Annotated in this window: 18 protein-coding genes and 1 pseudogene; 1 reads left to right on the top strand and 18 read right to left on the bottom strand. The window is 38.6% G+C overall.

All coding sequences use genetic code 11. From position 1 onward, the window contains the following. Positions 1 to 165: 165 nt before the first annotated feature. Entirely contained in the window at positions 166 to 780 is a 615-nt protein-coding gene (locus ACQ86H_RS16960; RefSeq protein ID WP_431291838.1) for a Crp/Fnr family transcriptional regulator, read from the top strand. Positions 781 to 1,011: 231 nt separating this feature from the next. Here ACQ86H_RS16960 and ACQ86H_RS16965 read toward each other — a convergent pair whose 3' ends face one another. From ACQ86H_RS16965 to ACQ86H_RS17050, 18 genes and pseudogenes are all read right to left on the bottom strand, one after another. Beyond that, a complete protein-coding gene (locus ACQ86H_RS16965; protein WP_431291839.1) occupies positions 1,012 to 2,853 on the bottom strand; it encodes a glycoside hydrolase family 35 protein in 1,842 nt (613 codons plus the stop codon). 130 nt (positions 2,854 to 2,983) lie between these two features. Then, on the bottom strand, positions 2,984 to 3,961 hold the full coding sequence (locus ACQ86H_RS16970; RefSeq protein WP_431295420.1) for a glycoside hydrolase: 978 nt from the start codon (positions 3,959 to 3,961) through the stop codon (positions 2,984 to 2,986). Then, on the bottom strand, positions 3,907 to 4,506 hold the full coding sequence (locus ACQ86H_RS16975; protein WP_431291840.1) for a glycoside hydrolase: 600 nt from the start codon (positions 4,504 to 4,506) through the stop codon (positions 3,907 to 3,909). Before ACQ86H_RS16975 ends, ACQ86H_RS16970 begins: the two co-directional genes overlap by 55 nt. Before the next feature lie 14 nt (positions 4,507 to 4,520). After that, on the bottom strand, positions 4,521 to 6,227 hold the full coding sequence (locus ACQ86H_RS16980; RefSeq protein ID WP_431291841.1) for a RagB/SusD family nutrient uptake outer membrane protein: 1,707 nt from the start codon (positions 6,225 to 6,227) through the stop codon (positions 4,521 to 4,523). Positions 6,228 to 6,232: 5 nt separating this feature from the next. Then, the gene (locus tag ACQ86H_RS16985; RefSeq protein WP_431291842.1) at positions 6,233 to 7,948 is read right to left on the bottom strand and encodes a SusC/RagA family TonB-linked outer membrane protein; all 1,716 of its coding nucleotides are present in this window, start codon (positions 7,946 to 7,948) and stop codon (positions 6,233 to 6,235) included. Further along, complete coding sequence (locus tag ACQ86H_RS16990; protein WP_431291843.1) at positions 7,926 to 8,669, bottom strand: hypothetical protein; 744 nt, start codon at positions 8,667 to 8,669, stop codon at positions 7,926 to 7,928. The genes ACQ86H_RS16985 and ACQ86H_RS16990 overlap by 23 nt, the downstream gene beginning before the upstream one ends. 30 nt (positions 8,670 to 8,699) lie before the next feature. Continuing rightward, a pseudogene (locus ACQ86H_RS16995) lies at positions 8,700 to 8,804 on the bottom strand (TonB-dependent receptor plug domain-containing protein); the annotation flags it as partial. After that, a complete protein-coding gene (locus ACQ86H_RS17000; RefSeq protein WP_431291844.1) occupies positions 8,804 to 9,415 on the bottom strand; it encodes a carboxypeptidase-like regulatory domain-containing protein in 612 nt (203 codons plus the stop codon). The gene ACQ86H_RS17000 and the pseudogene ACQ86H_RS16995, both read right to left, overlap by 1 nt. A 229-nt stretch (positions 9,416 to 9,644) precedes the next feature. After that, positions 9,645 to 13,136 carry a hybrid sensor histidine kinase/response regulator transcription factor gene (locus tag ACQ86H_RS17005; protein ID WP_431295421.1) on the bottom strand — a complete coding sequence of 1,164 codons (3,492 nt, stop codon included), beginning with the start codon at positions 13,134 to 13,136 and terminating at the stop codon, positions 9,645 to 9,647. Next, positions 13,031 to 13,765, bottom strand: coding sequence for a ligand-binding sensor domain-containing protein (locus tag ACQ86H_RS17010; protein ID WP_431291845.1), 735 nt, complete (start codon positions 13,763 to 13,765; stop codon positions 13,031 to 13,033). Before ACQ86H_RS17010 ends, ACQ86H_RS17005 begins: the two co-directional genes overlap by 106 nt. Before the next feature lie 500 nt (positions 13,766 to 14,265). After that, positions 14,266 to 15,051, bottom strand: coding sequence for an NIPSNAP family protein (locus ACQ86H_RS17015; RefSeq protein WP_431291846.1), 786 nt, complete (start codon positions 15,049 to 15,051; stop codon positions 14,266 to 14,268). 33 nt (positions 15,052 to 15,084) lie between these two features. Further along, positions 15,085 to 15,573, bottom strand: coding sequence for a DUF6265 family protein (locus ACQ86H_RS17020; protein WP_138823634.1), 489 nt, complete (start codon positions 15,571 to 15,573; stop codon positions 15,085 to 15,087). A gap of 237 nt (positions 15,574 to 15,810) precedes the next feature. Continuing rightward, positions 15,811 to 18,105, bottom strand: a complete 2,295-nt coding sequence (locus ACQ86H_RS17025) for a S9 family peptidase (protein ID WP_138823632.1) — start codon at positions 18,103 to 18,105, stop codon at positions 15,811 to 15,813. Positions 18,106 to 18,182: 77 nt separating this feature from the next. Further along, entirely contained in the window at positions 18,183 to 19,631 is a 1,449-nt protein-coding gene (locus ACQ86H_RS17030; protein WP_138823630.1) for an APC family permease, read from the bottom strand. A gap of 42 nt (positions 19,632 to 19,673) precedes the next feature. Then, positions 19,674 to 20,033, bottom strand: a complete 360-nt coding sequence (locus tag ACQ86H_RS17035; protein WP_431291847.1) for a DUF885 family protein — start codon at positions 20,031 to 20,033, stop codon at positions 19,674 to 19,676. After that, entirely contained in the window at positions 20,009 to 21,451 is a 1,443-nt protein-coding gene (locus ACQ86H_RS17040; protein ID WP_431291848.1) for a DUF885 family protein, read from the bottom strand. Before ACQ86H_RS17040 ends, ACQ86H_RS17035 begins: the two co-directional genes overlap by 25 nt. A gap of 84 nt (positions 21,452 to 21,535) precedes the next feature. After that, positions 21,536 to 22,438, bottom strand: a complete 903-nt coding sequence (locus ACQ86H_RS17045) for an AraC family transcriptional regulator (protein ID WP_431291849.1) — start codon at positions 22,436 to 22,438, stop codon at positions 21,536 to 21,538. 909 nt (positions 22,439 to 23,347) lie between these two features. Beyond that, positions 23,348 to 24,589 (bottom strand): NAD(P)/FAD-dependent oxidoreductase, encoded by a 1,242-nt coding sequence (locus tag ACQ86H_RS17050; RefSeq protein WP_138823624.1) that lies wholly within the window; start codon positions 24,587 to 24,589, stop codon positions 23,348 to 23,350. Positions 24,590 to 24,618 lie beyond the last annotated feature (29 nt).

Consider the following 24,618-nt stretch of genomic DNA (forward strand, 5'->3'; position numbering starts at 1 on the left):
TTACCTTAAACAACCAAAAAGCGAATTACCAGCAATACATATTACCCTAATTTTATGAATTTGTAGCTGATTAGCAATCGACATTCCCCTTGGTTGTAAGGAGAATAATGATTTTTTTATTTTTATAATTATTTTCACTTTTACATATATACTTCCTTTACCCTAATGAATATTGAAAATATTTATGGTGAAGATAAATGGGCTACGCTTGGTGGTTTCTCGCCAATTATTACAGTCTTTAGGTCTTACCATGCACTTACTCCAGAAATGGAGGAAATTATTAACCGTTACACATTCCCTGTACGTTTTGCTAAAAACAAACATATCGCTTCGCCATTAAAATACAACCGTTACATTTTTCTTATTCTGGAAGGAGCAGTACATGGCTACCTTAAAATGGGAAATAAAAAGATTACCACCTGGATTGCTGCAGAAAACGAATTGGCAGGAACCATCAGGAATTTATGGGAGAATGAAAGCTCTGATGAGTACATTGAAACAATAGATCCGGTATTTGCGATTGCGATTCCGCATGAAATGTCGAAACTGCTTTACGAAAATTTTCCTATCGCAAACTATGTTGGTAGAAAGATGACTGAAATTTATTTTCAGGGAGCATCTGAGAGAGCCTATATCTGCAGGCTTCCTACCGCATTAAAACGCTACCAAAGGTTCCTGATTTCTTACCCACACCTGATTAACCGTGTACCATTAAAGTACGTGGCCTCATTTACGGGCATGAGGCTCGAAACATTGAGCAGAATCAGGAGCATGATTTAACTGAAACCGCAAAGAAGTATCTTTCAAATTGATGCGTAAAACTTTTGCGTAAAAAGATGTATTGCTAAAAAATCAAATTCAACCTATATGTTCATCTGTTAGTGATAAAGCAGCAATAGCCATTATGTTAAGCATATACTAACATAATGGCTATCGTTACAATTAAAATTTTAATTTTCTTAAGTCCTTCAATTATATTGATGAAGCGTTAACTTAAAGGAAATGAAAATATTATTTGCTTTTCAACTCATTTAAAATAGCTTTATCCAAACTGGTTAACGTCTTCTGCGCAGGTTTAAGCAGTTCAAAAACGACAATTTCATTCTTTCCTTTTTTAAGCCATTCTGCTGGCAGATAAATGGTTTGTTGCGGTCCGATACCCCAATATTTACCTAAATTATGTCCGTTAACCCAAACCAGTCCTTTCCCCCATTTGCGCATATCTAAATAAGTATCGGCAACTTTTGTTAAATTAAAGGTAGCTGATTTAAGTGCTGCTGCAGATTGACTACTTACTTTAGATTGCATTTTTTTCGTATCTATTTTATCAAATGGCAATGGATACATTTTCCACGATTTAATTTCTTCTCCATTAAAAGTTACGTTTTTAGTAATCCCTTTATTATTTTTAAGTAAGTAAGGGCCAAAATTAATTCTCCCCATGTTTTCTACCAAGATATCCAATTGCACATGGCCAGCAGGAAGATTAAGCATCAAACTATCCTGGTAAAGTCTTCTGTCTAAAACACCTACAAGTTTTTTATTGATATATACTAATCCGTAATCGCGCAGCTCGTTGATTTTAATAACACCTTTGCGTCCGCCTTTTATTGTACTGCTGTACAATACAAAACCATAGGGCTGGTTAAGGGCTTCGAAGGTTAGTGGTTGTTCATTTAATTTTGGTTTTCCAATCAGGCTAAAAATATCGGTTGATTTGGCAAATGCAATTGCAGGCAATGCCGCTGCTGGCTTAGCGCCGGGTACATCGGGAAGTATCTGGTTTGCAGGCAGATTCTTTTTAATCGCTTCGCGAAAAAGCATAAATTTTGCTGTTGCATTACCTGCTTCATCTAAAGGTGCATCATAATCATAACTACTAATCTGTGGTTCGTAAGCTGTAGAATCATTAAAGTTGGCCCCGTTCATAAAACCTCTGGTTGTACCACCATGAAACATATACATATTAATAGAAATTCCACCTTTAAGTGCTGTATCCAGCTTATTGGCGTATGTTTTTGGATCTACCTCATGGTGTTTTGTACCCCACCAATCGAACCATGCCGGATACCATTCTGGTACAAAATAAGGTCCGGAACCATTGTTATATTTATTAATTAATGTTCTGATCTGAGCTGGATTATCGATACCATTTACGCCTGGAAGCAAGCCCGCCAAATGACCGCCTTCCAGTGCCGGAACCGGATCGCAGGTGGAAAGTACACCATCAAAACCAGCATCTTTAAACAGCTGAGCATTAATTTTCAGGTATTCTTTATCATTTCCATAAGAACCATATTCGTTCTCCACCTGCACCATTAAGATATTGCCACCATGGTTAATTTGCAAAGGTGCTAAACGTTTACCGATCTCCGTAAGGTATTCTTTATATTCTTTTAAATACTGTGTTTCTTTACTCCTAACCTGCAAACCTTTAATATTCTGTAACCAAAATGGATAACCGCCAAATTCCCATTCGGCACATACATACGGACTAGGGCGAAGCAATACCCATAAGCCTTCTTCTTTTGCAATGCGCACAAATTCGGCAATATCATTATTACCAGAAAAATCAAACTGATCTTTCTGAGGCTCGTGCACATTCCAAAACACATAGGTACCAATCGTATTTAAACCCATGGCTTTAGCCATTTTCATTCTGTCGCGCCAGGCTTCTCTAGGTATACGGGGATAATGCATTTCTCCCGAAATGATCTGAAAAGGTTTATTATCGAGCAGAAAAACAGAGTCTGCAAGTTTAAAAGTGTGCTGAACTTGTGCGAATGCACCAAAGCTGGCAAAACAAGTAATTAAAATTACTTTAATCATTACATGTTTTAGGGTAGGTTTCATTTAGGATGTGTTAAATATTAAAAAATCAAAAACATAGTTTTCCCATATCGGTTTATAAAGTGCTTTTCAGCTCAAACAAATAGGATGGGATTAAAAAATGAGGTGTGTTATCATTTCAAATCAATCAGGTTTAATTACTGAGTACAGTGGTAACAGATTTAGCCGGAATACGAACACGTTTGGTATCCTGGTATTGTTTATAGGGTGATAAATTATATTCGGCTGAGGTAACATAAGTTTGAACAAATTTTTGTTTATTCCCCTTTACCTCAATATCCAGATCAAGATCGTTTTCTGTAGGGTTAACTACTACTGTTACGAGCTTTTTATTTTGCAGATAGGATGATACATCAACCTGAGGTACATTTACCCCGGATGTTTTAACCTGAAGGCGTTTACTCCCTGGACTAACAAAACGACTATAATTACCGAGGGCCCATAACATTTTACTATCATAAACCTGCCCATCTGTTTTATTTTTGTCGATATAAACCAAACCATCCTTATAATCGCTGGCTGAGATGCCCAGCCACCACTGCCATGACGTAGCGTTTGATAAAATCAGGTCGTGATGGATTAACCGGGCGATAAATAATGCAGGAGCCATACCAAGGTCGCGCTTTTCTCCTTTCATTAAACTATCGCCTAAAATGCAATATTCAGACATCCAATACCTTAAACCTTTTATCTGAGCTACTGCCGCTCCTGTTTTTTTTCGTACGGTAATAAACTTTTGCTCCGGACTTGTTGTAAAATAGCTATGGCCGGAAATAGATTGATCTATGCCCGGTAGATTGCCGACATAATTGGATGATGAAGGATTAAAGAACTGATATACCTGGTTTCCTTTTACACTATTGCCATTATCGTATAAATAATCGAGCTGGCCAGCCTCTCCTATTTGTATTTTGGTTTTAACCTGATTTTTAACAAAGGCTTCATTAATACCCCTGTAAAGTTGAGCAAGTTCGTTATTGTTATAAGGACAGCCTTCCTGGTTGTGTTCATTCCATTTCCACTGCGGCTCATTAGCAGGGCTAAGGTAATTTAGCGCTATCCCGGTTGTTTTTTTATTCCGTTGATGGTAGTTACAAGATCGGCAGCAAATTCCGGAAGTTTTTCAAAATTCAAATTGCAATTGCCATCTGTAGAATAGGCTTTCCCATTTTTGGTAAACAGGACATGCGGACTGTTTACAAAGCCGATAAACTGTTTCACTCCCCGGGTTTTGGCTGCTTTTAAAAACCAGACTTGCCCTGGCATCGCGTTCCAGTTATAAGTACGATCTGGCTGCAAAAAAGCATATTGACGACGCCATTCGTCGCCAATATCGCTTGCCTTACCTTGGGCGGCACTACCGCCACCAATACTGAAACGCCAGATGTTAAGCCCGATACCAAGGGGCTGCCCCTCTTTTGTGGTTTGGGTACTAAAAAGCAAATCAGCCATCTTATCCTTTTTCTCTGCAGGCCATAATCCGGCAAACTGACAACTCCAGGCATCAGAAGCGCCAAAGCCTTCTATAGTCTGAAATGTGCTGGCAGGATCAATTTCTATTTTCAGAATAGTTTCTTGTGCAAGAGCTGTTCTGCCACAGAAAAATAAGGCCAGGCAGATAAAAAAACTGTTAATATGTTGATATGACTTTACCATGTAAAACTTAATTTCTATTTATTGTAACCAGGGTTTTGCTCCAGTTTACCACCTGAAGCTAAAATTTCGGCTCTTGGTATAGGTAACCAATAGTGTTTGGTTTCAAACTTGCGCCCGTCTAAAGCAACCTTAGGTGTATAAGTAAACCCACTGCCTGTTTTGGTAATAATCATTCCGCCAGCAGGTTTGTTTTCGGTTACATCGGCAATTTTCCATCTTCTTACATCATAAAAGCGATGTTCTTCAAAAGCGAGCTCTACCCTGCGCTCATAACGAACAGCATCACGCATTTGTGTCTGCGTAAGTCCAACAGCCAGTTCAGGCATATTAACACCTGGCCTTGCCCTTACCATATTAATGGCTTGCCTGGCCGACATGGTCGATCCGGCAGGAACGGCGTCAGGTCCGTAAGCTTCGTTAGCCGCTTCAGCATAGTTAAGCAAAATTTCTGCATATCTAAAATAGATCCATGGCTGAAAACCTGCATTACCCCAGGGGTTTTGCAATGGATAGGCATCATTCATAAATTTTTTGAGGTAATATCCGGTTTTGCTGGTATTCCAGTTATCATTTCCATCTTTACTGTCTTTTCCCCCAGGAATAAAAGTTTCTACATTACGCTCGCGATAAGCTGCTCCATTGTATAAAATGGTTGCGGCAAAACGCGGATCACGGCCTTTGTAAGGTTCATTGATGTCGTAACCAGAATTAGGGTCGCTAATGGGTTTCCCGTTGGCCATTTCATATTCATCAACCAGGTTCTGCATTGGTAAATTTCCGCCCCAGCCGCCATAACCGTTTGGTCCGTTGGCAATTTCTAAGTGGGTATGATTGGCATTTTTGGTAAACAACCTTGCAAAAATAACCTCATTGCTTTGGTCAGTTAAAAACAAGTTCGCATATCCACCGGTATATATTCCATATTTATTTAAAGAAATAACTGCCTGCGCTGCTGTAACAGCCGCCTGCCAGGTACCTGCATTATACAACGGACTCGCTGCATATAACAATAAGCGCGATTTGAGCGCTAGTGCCGCACCTTTGGTTGCCCTTCCTACCATCCAGCTTCCGCTATTATCTAAAGGTAAATCTGCTGCAGCCTGGTCAAGCTGTGCAGCGACATAATCTATACATTCTTTAATCGAGGCGCGTTGAAACAATGCCGGATCCTGCAAATTATCAGTTAGGTTGGTTACCTTATCGCCCATTAAAACTACGCGGCCATAGTTGCGAATTAAATCCTGGTAACGGAAAGCCCTTACAAATTTAAGCTCTGCTACCAATTGTTTTTTATGCGCGGCGCTCATTTCAATTTTAGCAAGCACACCAAGCGCATAATTACATTCTCTTATACTTCTGTAACTCCTGCCCCAATATACACCCGCACTTCCTAAATTTTCAGGTTCCAACTGTCCTCTTTGGATTAACCAGGTAGCATCGTCGTTATTATAAACAGATTCATCGGTAAAAGAACTCCACATGCTATACTCGAAACCTCTGCCAAAACCCGGTGCAGAGCCATCCGCTTCTTTGTCCTGCAATCGGGTACCAATGTATCTGTTCGTTATAAAAGCTTCCAATACCGCAGTATCTGTTTCTACAGTGGTGGTTGCAATACGATCTGTTGGTTCTACATTTAAAAAATCTTTCTTACAGCCCACAATACTCATGGAGATAAGAGACAGGCCTAAAAGTGATGTATATATTGATTTGTTATTCATGGTGTTTAGAATTTAATATTAGCGCCTAAATTAATAATGCGTTGCTGTGGATAGAACTGGCCACTACCATTGTTTCCTTCAGGATCGTAATCTTTAACTTTTGAGAATGTTAACAGGTTAAATGCACTCGCATAAAACCTTAAGCCAGATACATTTATTTTTTGAAGAAATGCTGCTTTAACATTGTAGGCAAGCTCTACGTTTTTAAGTCTTAAAAAAGAGGCATCATTTAACCAAAACGTATTGGTAAACTGTCCGCCACTGATGGCATTCGAAGCACGATCGGTTACCCTTGGATAAGTTCCATTCGGATTTGCGGCACTAAACCTGTTATCGGCCCAGCTGCTGTAAAAGTTACCAATGCTTCCTGCTTCAGGCAAAACGTATTGACTTACCTGTCCCTGGCCTGATAAAACAAATGATAAATCGAAATTTTTATAAGAAGCTCCGAAATTTAAACCATAAGTAATTTGAGGGGTATTGCTATATGGCGTTCTGGTTTGATCATCGGCAGTAATTTTGCCATCGTTATTATAATCCAAATACTTCAAATCGCCTACTTTAGCACCACTTACATGGGGGTAAGCATCTAACTCTTGTTGCGTTCTAAATATGCCAATACTATTGTAAAGGAGATCAACATTTAATGGTCTGCCCGTTTTGCGTTGATAATCTAAAGTACCACTGGCTTCATCAATAAAAATTACTTCACTTTTGGCATAGGTTATATTTCCAGAAATATTCCATTTCAGATTCTCGCCATTATGGTTATAGCCTAAAGTAGCCTCAAAGCCATTACTGTTTACTTTCCCAATATTTTCTGAAGGTACTAATGGCGTATAGTTCACACTCTTATCATCGTATGGATTTACGATACCTGAAGAACCTGGTACTGAAGCATTTCTGGTGGTTAAAATATCGGAGCGTTTTTGCTGAAAATAAATGGCTTCGATGCTAAAGTTTTTAAATACTGTAGCGTTAATTCCGATATCGAGTTTTTTTGCTACTTCCCAGGTAATGTTTGGGTTTGCCAATTTAACCAGGTTCACGCCAGGTTGTATGGTTGATGTTGTTGCACCAGGGCTTTGAGCTACGAAGCCATTGCCCACCAATACATAATTATCAAAATACTGGAAACCATTTACATTATCGTTACCCAGCGCACCATACGATGCACGGATTTTTAAGTTATCAATAAACTTAACGCTTTCGTTAAACCATTTTTCTTTTGAGATCACCCAACCTGCAGAAGCGGACGGAAAAACACCATACTGTTTCCCTTTAGGAAAAATGGATGATCCATCAACACGCAACTGGCCTTCAAAAAGATACTTGTCATCATAAGTATAAGCTAAACGGCTGATTATACTCCGGCGGTTATAATTAGAACTATAGCCCGAGTTCAGAAAATCGGTAGCGGCTGTGCCGCCTTGCGAAAGCTCAGGCAGTGATGTAGATAAATAATTAAAGCGTTGCGCATCGAAATATTCTAAATGATTTTCACTTTGTTCGTAACCCACAAAAGCATTAATATCATGCAGGTTAAACTTACGGGCATAGTTCAATTTAATATTTGAAGTAAGCAGCGATTCGTTTTTATGGCTTTCGGTTAAAGTTGCTTTTTGATTGTTACCACCAACGATTACACTTTTGTAGATTTGTGAACCTGTATCGTATTGATACAACAGGTAAGGTTTGTTAAAACTTTTTACTAAAAACATTTGATTTATCTGCCGAGAAAAAGCCATCTACAGAAAGTCCCTCTACCCCTGGTATAATAAATGTAGCCCTTAAGATTCCGTTTAAAACCTGTGTAGGATTTTTATTGGTGCCACCGATATCGGTAACCTGCACCGCAGGGTTTGCGTTTTCTATACCCGTTGTTGGCAAACCATTTGGGTAATATGCCGCTGCAATTGGTTTTGCCCTATAAATGGATCTAAATATATCGCCTGCCCCAACTTGCGGAAACACGCGATTCTCTTGTCTGCCTGATACTGATAAGCCCACTTTAAGGTACTTAGAAACATTGGCATCTATATTCGTACGGAAATTGTATTGATTGTATTTAGTTGCTCCATTTTTGTACAACCCATCCTGAGAAACAGTTCCTAAGGACATGTAATATTTCACATCTTCACTACCACCATTAATAGAAAGGCTATGCTGGCTCTGTAAAGCTGTTTTTTCTAAAGTTTGATCCAGCCAATCGGTGTTAGGGTATAATAACGGATCGGAACCATTACGGAATTTTTCGATCTGATCTGCGGTGTAAGATTGATTAAGACCGCCTGCAGGATTGGAATCGAAACTAATTTCGTTCATAATCTGTGCATAAGTTGCAGCATCGGCCATTTTAGGCAACCTTGTTGGCGAGCTAAAGCCCTGGTTAAAACTATAATTGATAGTTGGTTTACCCGTTTTTCCTTTTTTCGTAGTCACTAAAATTACGCCATTGGCTGCTCTGTTACCGTAAATAGCTGCAGAAGCATCTTTTAATACCGATACACTTTCGATGTCGTTGGGATCTAAGCGTTCAAGTCCGCCAATTTGCCCGGGAATTCCATCTACAACAATTAATACATTATTGCTCCCGGTAGTAGCAAGCCCCTTACTGTAATGGTAGAACCATCAACGCCAGGTTCGCCACTGCGGTTATTTACGATAACTCCCGAAAACCGGCCCGCTAAAGAGTTTGACAGGTTTGGTTGCGGACTCTTTACCAGGTCGGCTCCCTTTACCTGCGATATTGATCCTGTAAGCGTTGCTTTCTTTTGTGTTCCATAACCAACCACTACCAGTTCGTTTAGTGTTTTGGTATCAGAACCAAGCTGAACATTAATGGTCGTTCTATCGCCAACTGTTTGCTCCTGACTGGTGTAGCCTACATAAGAAAAAACAAGTACGTCTGTAGTGGCTGCCACGCTGATACTAAATTTACCTTTTGCATCGGTTTGAACCGCTTTTTCGGTTCCCTTAATTTTAACCGCTACCCCCGGAAATGTAGCTCCGGTTTCGGTTGTTACTGTACCCGTTACCACAATTTCTCTAAGCTGTCTTTTTATCCCTGTTTTAACGGAAACTAAAGATGCCATTGCCGGTAAACTGATGGATACGATCAATAGAAATGCCAGTGTTTTAATTGTAAAGAATTTTGGCAAAAATCCTTTCAGAACTTTTCTTCTCATATTTGTTTGCAAGTTTAATATTTGGTTAGCAGATCAATTTTATAACCTACCCAACAGAACCCTCTATCGGAATCGCGATTATAGCACTGCTTTATGAAAGGCTAAATTAGCGCCAACAAACAACTCCTATAGGGTGCAAACAATCCAAATTAGAGGGGCAAACAGACCGGATTATGCCCTAAATAAGGTTTTAAGACATATTGCAGAAAAACGGGCAAATAAATACAATTTATGATTTACCTTTTTTGCCAGTCGAATTTAATTGGATATGATTGGAAAACGGCTTCCTGAATTTTTTAATATACTGTGATGGATTCATGTTAAACAGTTTATAAAACTGCTCTCTAAAATATTTAGGATCGGTAATGGCTACCATGTAAGAGGTTTCCTGAATGGTTTTATCGGTATTGATAAAAATTTCGGCCGCTTTCCTCAACCTGATGAAACGGATAAAGCCATTGGCAGACTGACCTGAAATGGATTTTATTTTACGGTATAAATTAGATCTCGACATACCCAGGGCGGTTGACAGGGTATCGATATTAAAATCAGGATCGGTAAGGTGTTCTTCTACAATGCGGATACAGTTATCTAAAAATTCTTTGTATTCTGCAGAGATTTTGGTATTGTTTGAGTTGAGCGTAATTTCATTATAAAAATACTTTTGCAGGGCATTTTTACTCTTTAATATACTGGCTACCCTTGCTTTTAAAAAGTCCTTATCAAAAGGTTTACTGATATAGTCGTCGGCGCCACCTTCAATTCCTTTAAGCTTAACCTCCGGAGCAGAAATGGCAGTAAGTAAAATAATTGGAATGTGAGAGATGGAAACATCTTCTTTTATTTTACTGCATAGTTCTATACCCGTTATGCCATCCATCATTACATCGCAGATCACAATATCGGGTAATAGCGCTTTCGTCATCTCATAGCCTTTTTCTCCGGTACTGGCTTCGTAAAGGTGATAATCCATTCTAAAAACCTGTTTAAGGTATTCTCTTATTTCAAGATTATCATCAATAATCAGCATGCTTTTTAGTTCGATGGCCAGCTGGTTATCCACTATCGGTCCTTCAGCAGCTTCTACAACTTTGTTGGCGCTGATCTCATCTTCTATCAATTCTTTAAATAATGAAGAGTCGGTATCTACTAATTCTTCCTGTAATATGATGGCATCTTTAAAATGACTCACTCCTCTTAACAAAGCGATATTAAAGGTAGTACCCTTATTTTCTATACTGGTATAGTTTATGGTGCCTCCGTGCATTTCAATAAAATTTTTAGCGAGGTATAAACCAATTCCAAAACCACCTTTAGCTGATTTGTTTCCGGGATCCTGATAAAATTTCTCATATAATTTTTCTCCTGCCACATCTGTGATACCGCAGCCTGAATCTTCAATACTTATGATTACATTTTCCTTGCTGTTATCTACAATCATCCTAACCTTACCACCTTCCGGCGTAAATTTTATCGCATTAGAAAGGAGATTAAAGAACACAATTTCAATTTTTTCCCGATCGGCGTAAAAAGCAATCACCTCTTCGGTGCAGCTAAATTCGAGTATTACATTTTTTGACCGGGCCTGGTGTATAAAGCAAAGAAATACCTCTTTGCACAAATTCACCAGATTTATCGGTGCCACTTTTAACTTTTCGCCGTAAGTATCTGCTTTCCTAAACAACAACAGCTGGTCTACCAAACTTAAAAGCCGTTTAGCGTTCCTGTACACAATATTTAAATCAGTAGTATCCACATTATTATCATTCTTATACAAAAGCTCCTTAACCGGATTGATAATTAAGGTAAGCGGTGTACGGAACTCATGCGATACGTTGGTAAAAAAGGATAGTTTCTTTTCACTCAGCTCCTTTTCTTTTTCACTTTCTACATGGGCCAGTTTAATCTGAAATTTTAAGTTAGATTGGTGCTCACGATATTTAAGATAGGCATACACAATGCCAAAGAAAGCCAGTCCATAAAAACCAAAAGCCCACCAGGTACGGTACCAGGGTGGCGTAATGATGATCTGGATTGAATTTCCTTTCCTATTCCAAACGCCATCGTTGTTTGATGCCCTTACTCTCAAGATATATTTACCAGGGTTTAAGTTGGTGTAGGTAACCTTATGTTCGCTGCCAGTATAATTCCATTTTTTATCAAAACCTTCGAGAAAATAAGCATACTGGTTTTTCTCTGAAAGTGTATAGTTTAAGGCCACAAAGCCAAAAGAAAGTACACTCTGATCGTAAGGCAGTGTGACACTTTTCGTCATATAAACGGGTAATTTTAAAGGAGAATCTTTGCCAGGGAGAATCAGTTTGTTAAAAACCGAAAAATCAGAAAAGTAAACTGCAGGCGCTTCTTTATTGTATTTAAGTTGTTGTGGATTAAAATAAACGATGCCTTTACTTCCTGCCAGGTAAATTTCTCCTTTCGCATTTTTACAGATGGCAGCATTGGCATAAACACCATCTTTCTCATCGTAATTTTTAACCGTTTTGTTTACAGGATCGAAAAGTGATACACCTTGCTCGGTAGTTACCCACAGCTTGCCATTATTATCTTCTACCAGATCGGTAAAAACATTGCTCGCAAAACCGTTTTGTTTTGAATATATCTCGAAAGTATTTGTTTTAGCTACATATTTATTCAATCCATCGCGGGTACAGATCCAAACATTCTGGTGCGAATCCAGATAAAGGCTAATTACGATGTTATTGCTAATTCCGCCCGTTTTTGAATTATCGATCATGTAATTGCTGAACCTTTTTGTTTTAGGATTAAAACGGCTCAGGCCACTCCCGTATGTCCCTATCCAGATATTTCCCTGCGCATCTTTTAAAAGGCAGTATAAATGGTTATTACTCAGAGAGCCCAAATTTTTAGGATCATTATAGTAATGCGTATAGGCTTTAATTTTATCGTTATAGATTTTTAAGCCTGCATCTGTAGCTAAATAATATTCGCCATCATTTACCTCTATCAGGTCTCTGAAAACATCCTCGTTAAAAAAATTTCCCAATGCAGAACGATGGTGGTGATGTACAAACTTATTCTCCTTTTCGTTATACAGGTCAAATCCGTTCTCGCTCATTACCCATAACTGACCTTTTAAATCAACAGACAGGTTAATAATATCATTACTGGATAAACTGTTTAAGTTACTGGTGTGCGAAAGCCTGGTAACGGAGCGGTTATCTGGATTGTATTTATAAAGGCCCTTGCTGGTACCCAGCCAAAAACTGCCACGATCACTAATTATCGACCTGATTTCTGCCTGTCCGAAAGGAAGTGAAATAAAATTAAATTTATATTGGTTAAAATCAATTTTAGTCAGGCCGTTTTTACCACAGAGCCATATCATTCCGCTTTTATCACGATATAAACCGCCGTTGGCAAAAAATTCGAGCTTATCTATTTTTTCCCATTTATTTAATTTTGTATTTACCCAGAATATTCCGGCGCTGCCACCTACCAGTAATTTTCCGGCTCCTAGACTTAAAACATTAAATACGGAAGAATTACCTGTGCCCACACCTGGATAGGTTGTAAACTTTTCACTTTTAGGATCAAAGCGGAAAAGCTCGCCTTTCCAATAACATCCAATCCATATCATGCCATCATGATCAAGGCAGAGCGTCCAGATATCGTTCGGATTTTTTGATTCGCGATTTCCTTTTGCATGTAATTGGTAAACCGCTTTGTTTTTTGATCGAATTTATTCAGTCCGTTACTCCAGTTGCCCAACCATAAATTGCCAGCGGCATCTTCTGCAATAGCATTAACAGATTTTCCTTTTATAGCATACTGATTTTTTGCATCGGGTTGATAAACCTTAAAAGTTTTTGAATTTTTGTTATAAAGGTTAAATCCATCATCGGTACCAATCCACAATTTGTTGGTTTTATCGATCAGTAAAGACCATACTTTGTTATTGCTTAGCGAAGCCTTATCGTTTTCTTTATGGTAAAAACGTTCAAATTTTTCGGTAACCGGGTCAAACCTGTTTAAGCCATTCATGGTACCCACCCAAAAATGACCATTGCTATCTTCTACCATAGCATTGATATAATTGTTGGTTAAAGAGGTGCTATCGCCGGCAATATTTACATAAACTTTAAAAGAATAACCATCAAACTTACAGAGCCCATTTTCTGTACCTATCCATACAAAACCTCTTTTATCTTTTAAAGCAACGGTAGTATTTTTAGATGGGAGACCATCATTAATGCCATAGGTTTTAAGCACATAATGTTCTGGAATAGAATTTTGTACCTGCGCATTAACGCTGTTAAAAAACAGCCAGAATTGCATAATAAAACCAAATGCTTTTATAAATCTCATCATTAGAAGGGCAAACCGACAGAATAGCTAAAAAAAATCTTTTAGCGGAGGTAAAGATACAATTTGCTAAATTATTGTTACACAAAAACCGGTCAATCCGCAGTTCTGTTTATCTGAAAAGTCTTTCAGCTTTCGCCTTTTCTAACATTAAGCAATTAAGGGCATTAAGATTTTCATTGCTCAGATCATGCGATCGTCGTTCTGAGGGGGTAATTTATGGTATAAAGATCAACATGATTGACAGCAATTAATCTACGCGTAAAAATCTCCCCGGGTTACCGTCGAGAGGAGTCGAGAACCACGGAGTGCTCAGCGAGGCTAAATCTGTTTTGATGGATCTCTCCACTTCGCGCTGCTCCGGTTGAGATGACGACCATTCTATTGGAGTCTGTCAATGGTAACTTATTTCAGGATCTTTCTGGTTAGTTTTTTTGCCACGGAAGCACAGAGTTGCACGGAATTTAGTTTACCTTTTTGCTTTAGTCTTTCAGCTTTTGCCTTTCTTAAAAATCTGAATAGTCTGTTGGGTAAACAAATTTAGTATCGTTTTTAGAAACGTTGTGTTGATACTCTGGCATTGCTGAAAGTTTCTTCCAATATTCATCTGCTGAGAATGCTTTCCAGTGCGCATCTCTATCTGTTTTATTTTCGAAAGTGGTTAAATACATGAGGTTAGGCATACGACTTCCGGCGATTACTTCTCCATAAAATACGGCATTAAAATTTAATCTTTTGAATAAACCGATTTCGTCACCTTTATTAAACATTTGAACTTTATTCTGAAAATATTTCTCAGTAGGTGCCTCATAGCTTCTTAATTCGTACACCCGTTCATTCATCGGCGATTTTAGATTAGGTAGCATAAAGTGAGGTGCGTCTTCAAAAGCTTTTAATACAATTGATTCTAAACGCTCGAAAGGTGCCTCCGTGTAAACCGCATCCAGGTAAGCTTTACCATCAACAGCATATTGTTTATCTTTTGCCAGCTTTTTATCCAGTTCCAAAATTCCATTAAATGATTTTAATGGAATGAATACATAAATCAGTTTCTCGTTAGCGCCAGTCTGATCACTTACAATGGGTTTAAATACACCAATTTTGGCTATTCCACTTCGATGTAATGCAGGCAGATATGCTTTTTGCAAATAATCATCCACCGTTTTTTCCTGAGCATCGGTTTTTAAGTGGTAAATTTTGATCTGATAGAAATCTATCGATGCATGAGCAGCAAATGCGCTGGATAATAACACAAGTAAAAACAGACAGGATATTTTAATTTTTGGCAACATATCAGGAGGTCAATATTTTGAATGGAAAAATACTTAAAGTTTTCGGGTAAAACTGAATATATCTTTTTTAGGCTGACCGTTTTTATCCTTTTCTTCCAGCACAACGCTTAATTTATTTTCAGTAATCAATTGATAGCTTAATCTCACCGACTTATCCTTCATTTCAAAAACAGCAAGTTTTCCCTTTAAGGATACCAGCGGAAAAAGTAGTGGTTTTTCTTTTTCTTCCCAGGCAATGCTTCCGCGGTTAAAATGCCGCATCTTCATCACAGGCAAACCCTCTTCAAGTTCAATCACAACGAATTCGTAAAATAAAGCTTTCCCATCTTTAACACACCTAAAGCTGCTCATCATACTTTCGCCATTTGGCCGGCTCCAAAATTCCTCCAAATCGCCCCATTCACTTTTCTGCACCCAGGTTCCGGACATAAATGCCAAATCTTTTACCGAAGCCTTTTTTATTTGTGCAAAAACCGGAATAGAAAAGAATAAGAAGGCAAAAATCAAAAAGTTATTTTTCATAGCGTAATTTATTACAGCTAAAATAACTAATTCTGTCTAATTATAGAATGAATCAGCGACCAATTTTCAGTTGCCAGTTTGCAATTTACAATTACCAGTTCTGCTTGTAGTTACCAATGGTAGAATTAAAAAGTCGCCGTCATTTCGACTGTAGCGCAGCGAAAATGACGTCCCTTGTATATCTGCCATCAACCCTCCGATGTATTTGAAAAAATTCTAACTTCTACCAATGAACCCCTACTTTGAAATATTCGGATTTGGAGCTTCGGCATTTAGTAAATGTTTCACAAAGAAATCGCGTTTACGTCTGCGTCCGTAAACTCCCCCATCACTATGCCCCATACCCGGAATGCTTAAAATATCGAAATTTTTATTTGCTTTGATCAATGCATCGGCAAGTCGATAGGTCGATTCCGGCGGTACATTTTCATCTGCTTCGCCCACAATTAGAAATAGATTGCCCTGTAATTTACCTGCATTGGTAATGTTAGATTGTTCTCCATAATGCGGCCCTACCGGATAGCCCATCCATTGTTCGTTCCACCACTGTTTATCGATTCGGTTATCATGACAACCACAGGCAGAAACTGCAGCCTTATAAAACTCAGGATGAGATAACAGTGCACCTGTTGAACTTTGCCCACCCGCCGAAGTGCCATAAATCCCTACACGTGAAATATCAGCATTTGGATATTTAACCGCCATGGCTTTCATCCACAATATCCTGTCTGGAAATCCGGAATCGGCTATGTTTTTCCAACATACATCATGAAAAGCTTTAGACCGGTTGGCCGTGCCCATTCCATCAATCTGTACCACAATAAAACCCAGTTCGGCAATACTCTGCATTTCGCTGGCCGGCAGGAAATTTTTAGGCACAAAGCTATCATGCGGACCTGCATAAATATTTTCGATTACAGGATAAGTTTTACCCGGATCCATTTTTGAAGGGAGGCAAACAATGCCCCAGATATCCGTTTTGCCATCTCTTCCTTTAGCTACAAATACTTCAGGCAATTTAACACCTGTGGCTAAATAAGCATCTGTTTTTCCATGTTCTATTTCGTTTAATTTTTTAGTGCTTGCCGTTAACCTTAATTCGCTAACCGGTGGTACATTTACCTGAGAATAGGTATCGATATAATATTTCCGATCGGGAGAAAAGCTGAGGTTATGATTACCTTTTTCTGGTGTGAGGTTTACCAGGCCTTTTCCATCAAACCCGATCCGATAGTAATGGATAAAATAAGGATCTTCGTCAGCATGCATTCCATTTGCCCTGAACCACACCTGGCGTTTTACGATATCTACACTGTCAATATCCCGAACTACATAATTTCCTTTTGTAATTAACTGCTGCTTTCCGGTTAAGGCATTTACCAGATAAAGGTGTTGCCAGCCATCTTGCTCACTCGTCCACAATATTTCATTTGTTTTAGGTAAGTATCTGGTATAAATGCGACTTTCATAAATGAAGGTTTTGGTTTTCTCGTCGATAATATTTTTGGTTTTCCCTGTTAAAACGTCCACTTCAATTACCCTGAAACGCTGATGCCCCCTGTCTACTTTCTCATAAGTATAATACCTGCTGTTATTGCCGCGCCAGTGCAGTTCCGGTGCACCAAAGAAATCGATCGGGTCGGCATCTACTTTAATTGTCGTTTTTGTCGCTATATTAAAAACATAGGGCTGATAAGCCGTAAAATCATCACCAGGCTGTGCATATTCTCTCGATTTTAATTCGCCACGGGTAGTGCCCGAAACAGAACTTAATACATAATATACTTTTTTAATTTCTTTGGGATCGATTTTGTAAGCCACAATATTTTTTCCATCAGGCGACCAGGCAAATTCGCCGTAAGGTTTATCGGCATTACCATCGGTACTCAGCTGGGTTTCAGCCTTGGTTGCCAGATCAATGACAAACAGGTTGCCGCCGCGGATCAGGATTTCACTTTTGCCATCCGGCGATTTTTTAGATTCGCGGTTTCCTTGCCAGCGCGATCTCCTTTGCTGTAAAGGTCTTTTGGCATTGTAACGATAAATATTGGTATCATTGGTATTGGTTAAGCTATAATCATTCAGGTTTAACTGATACCAGTTATTTTGTATTTTTAGTTTTGCCGTATTGCCCTGATCGGCGAAATATAACTCAGCAAGCTGAATTTTTAGTGGATTCTGTTTTTTACCGGTAACCTTTTCGATATTCTGCGCAAGTTTATGATGATCAAATGCGGCCTGGCGTTTACCTGTTGCGGCATCTACATAATAATATTCCCATGTTTTATCAGGAAGATTCTTTTTATACCAAAATGCTGTCCCGTCTTTTTTCCAGAAGGGAATGATATCATTGTTAGTTGGAATATTACGTAAGGTAGTATCCATTTTCAAGGATAATTGATAGGCATCCGCCACTTCAGCAGGATTTGGGGTGTATGGCTGCAACCTGGCTTGCTGTGCCAGCAATTGAGCGGAAACAAAACTTAGTAAGATAAAAACTATTGATTTTTTAACGGTTGCGTAAATGCTCATTACAGATTTTTTGTGGGTAAATATAGTATTGCAGCTTTGCAGGTTTTCTTTAGATTTTGATGAATAACATTAGTATTTTAACCATTCACATCAACCGGATCTTTTGATTTCAAATCCTGGCGGGCTATATTTCCTTTAATCAGGTAATAAACCGGGATACCTATTAATGTGATAATTAATCCAGGCCAGGTAAATTTGGGTTTAAAAATAATCAGTAATATGCAAAAGGCCAGTCCCATTATCATATAGATGATTGGCAGGACAGGGTAACCAAAGGCTTTGTAAGGTCTTTCGGCATCAGGCCGTTTTTTACGAAGGATAAAAATCCCGAAAATAGTGAGCATGTAAAACATCACCACCACAAACGAGATCATATCCAACAGATCGCCATATTTTCCGCTAATGCACCATAAACAGGCAAAAACACACTGGATCCAGAGTCCAAATCCGGGAACCGCATTTTTGTTGAGTGTACCAACTTTTTTAAAGAATAACCCATCTTTGGCCATTGAGTAATACACCCGGGCACCAGCCATAATTAAACCGTTATTACAACCGAAAGTCGAAACCATAATCATTAATGCGATAATGATGGTACCAGCAGTACCAAAAATATGGTTGGCAGCAGAAACCGCCACCCGGTCTTTATCAGCGTAGGCAATATCATGTAATGAAAGTACACCGGTATACATCACATTGGTAAGGATGTAGAGTACAGTTACGATGATGGTTCCTAAGGCTAAACTCAAACCAACATTGCGCGCAGGATTTTTAATTTCGCCGGCAATAAAGGTAACATTGTGCCAGGAATCGCTACTGAATATCGAACCCACCATCGCGGCAGCAATGGCTCCGAAAGCAGCCAAAGTAGTATAAGAACCAATACTGCCATCGGCAGATAAAGGTCCCAAAACCCACATATTTTCCCAGTTTGTTTTCCAGATTCCTTTATCTAAAAAGAAAAGTCCAAAAACAATCAGGCCAAACAAGCTTAACAATTTGGCCACGGTAAAGGTTGTCTGGATTATTTTACCGCCATTTACCCCTCTGTTGTTGATATAGGTTAGTAAAACAATTACCCCAATGGCCAGGAGTTGTGCGGGTGAGATGGTAAAAAAACCTAAATCAATGGCAACTAAATCTTCACTTAATGCAGGTATGAGATAAGCGGTAAACTTGGCAAATGCGACACCTACTGCGGCAATGGTTGCGGTTTGGATTACCGTAAAAAAACTCCAGCCATATAAAAAACTAATCAGCGGATTGTATGCTTCCTTTAAATAAATATATTGTCCTCCTGCTTTAGGAAACATGGCACTTAATTCGCCATAACTTAATGCTGCAGTAAGCGTCATGAAGCCTGTAATCAGCCAAACCACTAACAGCCAGCCAGAGCTGCCTACATTTCGGGTAATATCGGCACTTACAATAAAAATACCCGAGCCGATCATACTTCCGGCTACAAGCATGGTTGCATCCATCAGTTTAAGTGAGGGTTTAAATTGTGTGGTTTCTTTTTCAATCATCTGTTCGGTTGCTTGGTGGTTTTAAGGTTGGTTGAAGTTTATTTATTTAAGCTGATCGTAAAAATGCCATGAAGTTTTGAAATCTCGTGTTAAGGGCTGATTGGTTAAAGTAGCCCTGATCATTTCTACAGGAATTAAATTTTCTTTAATCACTGCATCATGAAAATCCTTAAAGCTCATTTTGCCGCTATCAACCAATTCTTTTTTCAGTGCAAAAAGCTGAAGACCACCGGTAAGGTACGCGACCTGGTATAAAGGACTATAATCGCCTTTGAAAGATCTGCGTACTTCGCCTTCTGCATTGGCACGTTCATGCCCTACACGATCTACCAGGAAATCGACACATTGCTGAGGTGTCCATTTACCCAGGTGAAAGTTCAGCGAAAAAGAATCCTCGCGCAACGGTGCATCCGCCAGAAAAGCATCCCCATTTTTTCTTCAGGCGTTTTGGCAAAACCTTTATCGTAAAGCAAAAGCTCCCAATATAAGGGCCAGCCTTCTACGCTGAAAGGTGTTTTAAAAGGATCGCGATAGCTTTTATAACGGTTATTCATAAAATACTGGTAATGATGGCCTGGTAAGAGTTCGTGCTGAACCGTTCCTCTTGAAAAATAAGGATTATTTCCACGCATACTCATTAACTTATCGTCTTCCTCCATCGAATTTGTCGGATAAGAAATACTGATTTCGCGCCCACCGGTAAAAAATGGATTTACCAACTGGCGTTCTGCCGACATCATGACCATACCCCAGGTTTCTTCTGCAAGTGCCGGGATAGTGATCAGATCGTTGGCCTTTATAAAACTTAAGGCATCATCCTGTAGTTTTACAATCAACTCTGGCTGTTTACCCAAGGGCACATAACTGTTCTTGATTTTCTCCTGAGCTTTTTTCCAGTCATTTCCGAAGCCCATAGCGGCTGACGCTTTTAAAAGTTCTTCATCGCAAAACTTAAATTCTTTTTCCGCAAGCTTGATCAGTTCTTCCGGTGTGTAAGGAATAAGCTCTGCATTTAGCTGTCTGATCAGTTCTTCCCTTCCGATAGGATTTCCTTTAATTTCTGTTTTATTTGATTTTAGGGAAAGAGCAGCATCACCATTATCGTTAAAAAGTTTAGCGTAACTGGTTAAGGCCAGGTCTAATTTTTCGTACGGTTTAGGTACCCACCAGGTAAAACCCGGCTCATAATCCATATAAAACTGGTAAAAGCCTTTTAAACGGTGTTTTAAACCTGAGGTTATCGCTGCTGCCATTTTAAGCTGATCGGGCGTTAATATTCCTTTCTTAAAATTTAGACTCAGGGCATCAACCTGCTTCGAAATTTCATCCATCTCTGCAGCCAGCAAAGCGCCTTCTTTATAAGTACCCCTTCTTCTTAATTTTTCGAGTGCATAAATGGCATCGGCAAAGGTAAAATACTTTGATAGGATGTTATAGTCTGCCTCCTCTTTACCTAAGAGCCATGCAGAAGATTCGATCTGTTTTTTAAGAAGGATATAATCTACCTTGCCATAAATACTAAAGCCTTCAAATTTGGCAGATTTTAACTTGTTTAAGTAATCGTTATTGATATCCTGCAGACGTTTTCTTTGCTCCGGACTTTTAAAAGTAGTCATCGGATAAGAATAAGTACCCCCTGCGGAATAAGGATAGTAGAAATCATTAATGGCATCAACATCTCTTTGGTAACCTACAATCAGCGTACCCATTTCACTGGTTTGTTCGTACAAGCTTTGATTTGGTGTTTGAGCCAGTACAAAAGTGCCAGATAACAGACTAGCGATTAAAAAAATGGCGAAAAAGTTTAATTTGTTTTGCATTTGGTTTGGTTAAAACAGGCAAATAGCGTTTGCCTCCATTTGAAAAAATGGTTCGCTTATTTAATATAAAAAATATCTTTTTGCTTAAGCCCCTATATAGCTCACCCTGCTTACATTATTATAAGTATCGATATATGCCCTTGGCGATTGACCAATAATACTTTTAAACACCCTGTTAAAATTGGTAATGCTGTTAAAGCCAGCCTTATAAGCCACACCTGAGATACAATCGGCTTTTTCTCCTGATATAAGACTTTTACAGGCATCATTAATTCTCACTTCATTTAGAAATGACACAAAAGTATGCCCGGTATGTTTCTTAAAATACCTGCAAAATGCCTGTGGCGTCATAAATGCAGCATTGGCTACATCTTCTAATGAAATCTGATTATTGTAATTTTCGGTAATGAAGTTAATGATTTTACTCAAACGCATACCTTCATTTTCAGTTACGTTAGAAGAATACATATCTGAGCATAAGGATTCTACATCTTCATTTAAATCCTGAAAACTGTTAACCAGTTTCAAAAAGTTAAACAATACATCAACTCCTGATGCCTCATGAACATTTAACATTTTGGTGATCATGTTTTTGGTAGCAGCAGCCGGAACTTTGAAACCATGTTTGTTTTTAGCTAAAAAACCACTTGCCATCTTCATTTCAGGAAGGTTAAACAAAGCCGCTAAAATACCGTTCGGATTAAAGTAAATGGAACATGCTTTGATGGTTTTATTGCTATCAGCAGAGAAATATTCGGGGTTACTTTTAAATAGGTGTGGAAGTTTTGCCCCGATTACAAAAATATCACCCGATCGGAAAGCATGCATATCATTGCCTGCAATTAATGTCCCCTCTCCTTTTTCGATATACGTGATCTGCCATTCATCGTGACGGTGCAGATATTGGTAAAAAAAAGGCGATTCAATATGTTCCGATATCACACTCTTGTCATCGGGAACAAGCATGGTAAATGGTAATACTTTCATGATTCAGTTAGTTAGGTTTGGTTGTTGATTATAAATTGAATGTATGAATATTAACTCAAATAAACCAATAAAACTTAAATAAGGTTAAAATCCTGCTATAATTTGATAATATATGACGGATTTAATGATGAATCCGGTAGCTGGAAAATTACTAGAAATTTAGTTAACCCACTGTAATGCAAGATTTAAAACGATTAATTTAAACAAGTAATGTTTGCTGTTTTTGACTTAGTAGTCTATTCCGGCTTTTTTTGGGAAATTGCTCTAGAATTGATCATTTAATGACGTTAAATAATAGGATAATTAATTATTAGTGTTTTGTTATCATTTTGCATGAAGACGAAACAAAATAGTTAATACGATTTAAAGCGTGTTTTGAACACAAAGAATCCTATAGATTAACAAGCTCGATTGGAATCGGTATAACCTATGGTATTATATATTTTAAATCCACCAGTAAAGGATTGAAAGCCCTTTAGACGGGATTACAAATCCCGAATAACAGGGTTACACATCGAATTTTGGCTTTTCTCTTAAATACTTTATTGTTGATCTATTAATTTTGGTTGTGCTTATTTTTTTAGGAAATCTAATTGCTGAAAAGTGGATAAAAACAAATGAAATAATGTAAGCTAATCATTGATTTGAGAACCAGAAGTAGCAGAGCAATCAGGTTTTTAAAACATTGCCTACGCTATTTTTAGACTAAGTTATCATTGAAAGACTCCGATAGAAAAGTCGTCATCTCGACTGTAGCGCAGCGAAATGGAGAGATCTTTGTACCAGGTTATTGAAAATTTAAAAGATCTCTCCACTACGGTCGAGATGACGGTACCTCTCAACATATCCTACCAACCCTTTTTGAAAAATGGCGTCTGGTAATGACTAAACATACAATACAAATTCCTATTATCGAACTACTTTATATGGCTCCATTTTCAGATCAGTGGCCATGCCTGAAACAATCTGGCTAACCAATAAACCTGTTGCCGGTCCTAAACTTAAACCCATCATACCATGGCCGGTAGCGATGATCAGATTTTCTCTTTTTTCGCTTCTGCCAATGTATGGCAAACCATCAGGTGATGAAGGACGGAAACCGTACCAGATATTTTTTTCTGAAGGAACCGCAGGTTTTAAATCGGGAAAATATGCCGGAACCGATTCTACAATCCCTTTAACTCTTTGCATATTAATACGGGTATTGATCTTATCCAGCTCCATCGTACCGCCGTATCTAATCTGACCGTTCATTGGTGTGATGGCTACCCTGGCTTCACATAACAATGCAGGAATAGTTAAACGCTGCTGAGGTTCAGGCTCCATAAAAGAATAACCTTTACCGGGCATTAAAGATATTTTAACATCGGCCATTTTAGCCACAGCAGGCGACCACGAACCAGTTGCCAGAACATACTGATCGGCTTCCCAGGCGATACCACCTGTAAAAACCTTTGTAATGCGATTACCTGCCGTCTCCATTTTATCAACTTCTTTATTATGCGCTATTTTAACGCCATTGCTTAATAAATACTTAAGCAAAGCATTCATCAACTTTGTTGGATAAAGGTGCGCATCACAACGATAATGTACCGCTCCTAAAACATCTAACTTTAAATCTGGCTGTAAGGCATGGCATTCGTCGGCAGTGAGTACAGCCATATCCAGGCCCAGTTCAATTGCTTTTGCAGCTAAATGTGCTTCTTCTTCTCCCGCTTTTTCTGTTTTATAAAATGCCAGAATACCATTGTTGGTTAATTCGAAATCGAAATCAGACTCTTTTGCCAGGCCTTCATATAGTTTTTTGCTCAGTAACGATAAATCGCGTAATGGCACTGCTGCCTGGCTTACATGCTTTGCCGTGGCATGTTTCATAAATTTCAAACCCCAGTTAATAAGGTTCATATTTAGAGATGGGCGAACATAAAAGGGGCTTTTGCTGTCGAACATCCAACGGATCCCCTGTTTGATCATTCCAGGTGCAGCCAAAGGAACAAAATGACTTGGAACAATCATCCCTGCATTACCAAATGAGCAATTGTCGGTAATATCTCCTTTATCCAAAACCGTTACTTCGTAGCCTCTTTTCTGCAAGTAATATGCTGAAGTTAAACCTACTATTCCACCACCTATAATTAATACTTTCGACATGCTTTTAATTTATACTGCTGATATTCTTT

Origin of the sequence: Pedobacter sp. P26 (assembly GCF_050632135.1) — a bacterium.
In the GTDB taxonomy this organism is placed as follows: domain Bacteria; phylum Bacteroidota; class Bacteroidia; order Sphingobacteriales; family Sphingobacteriaceae; genus Pedobacter.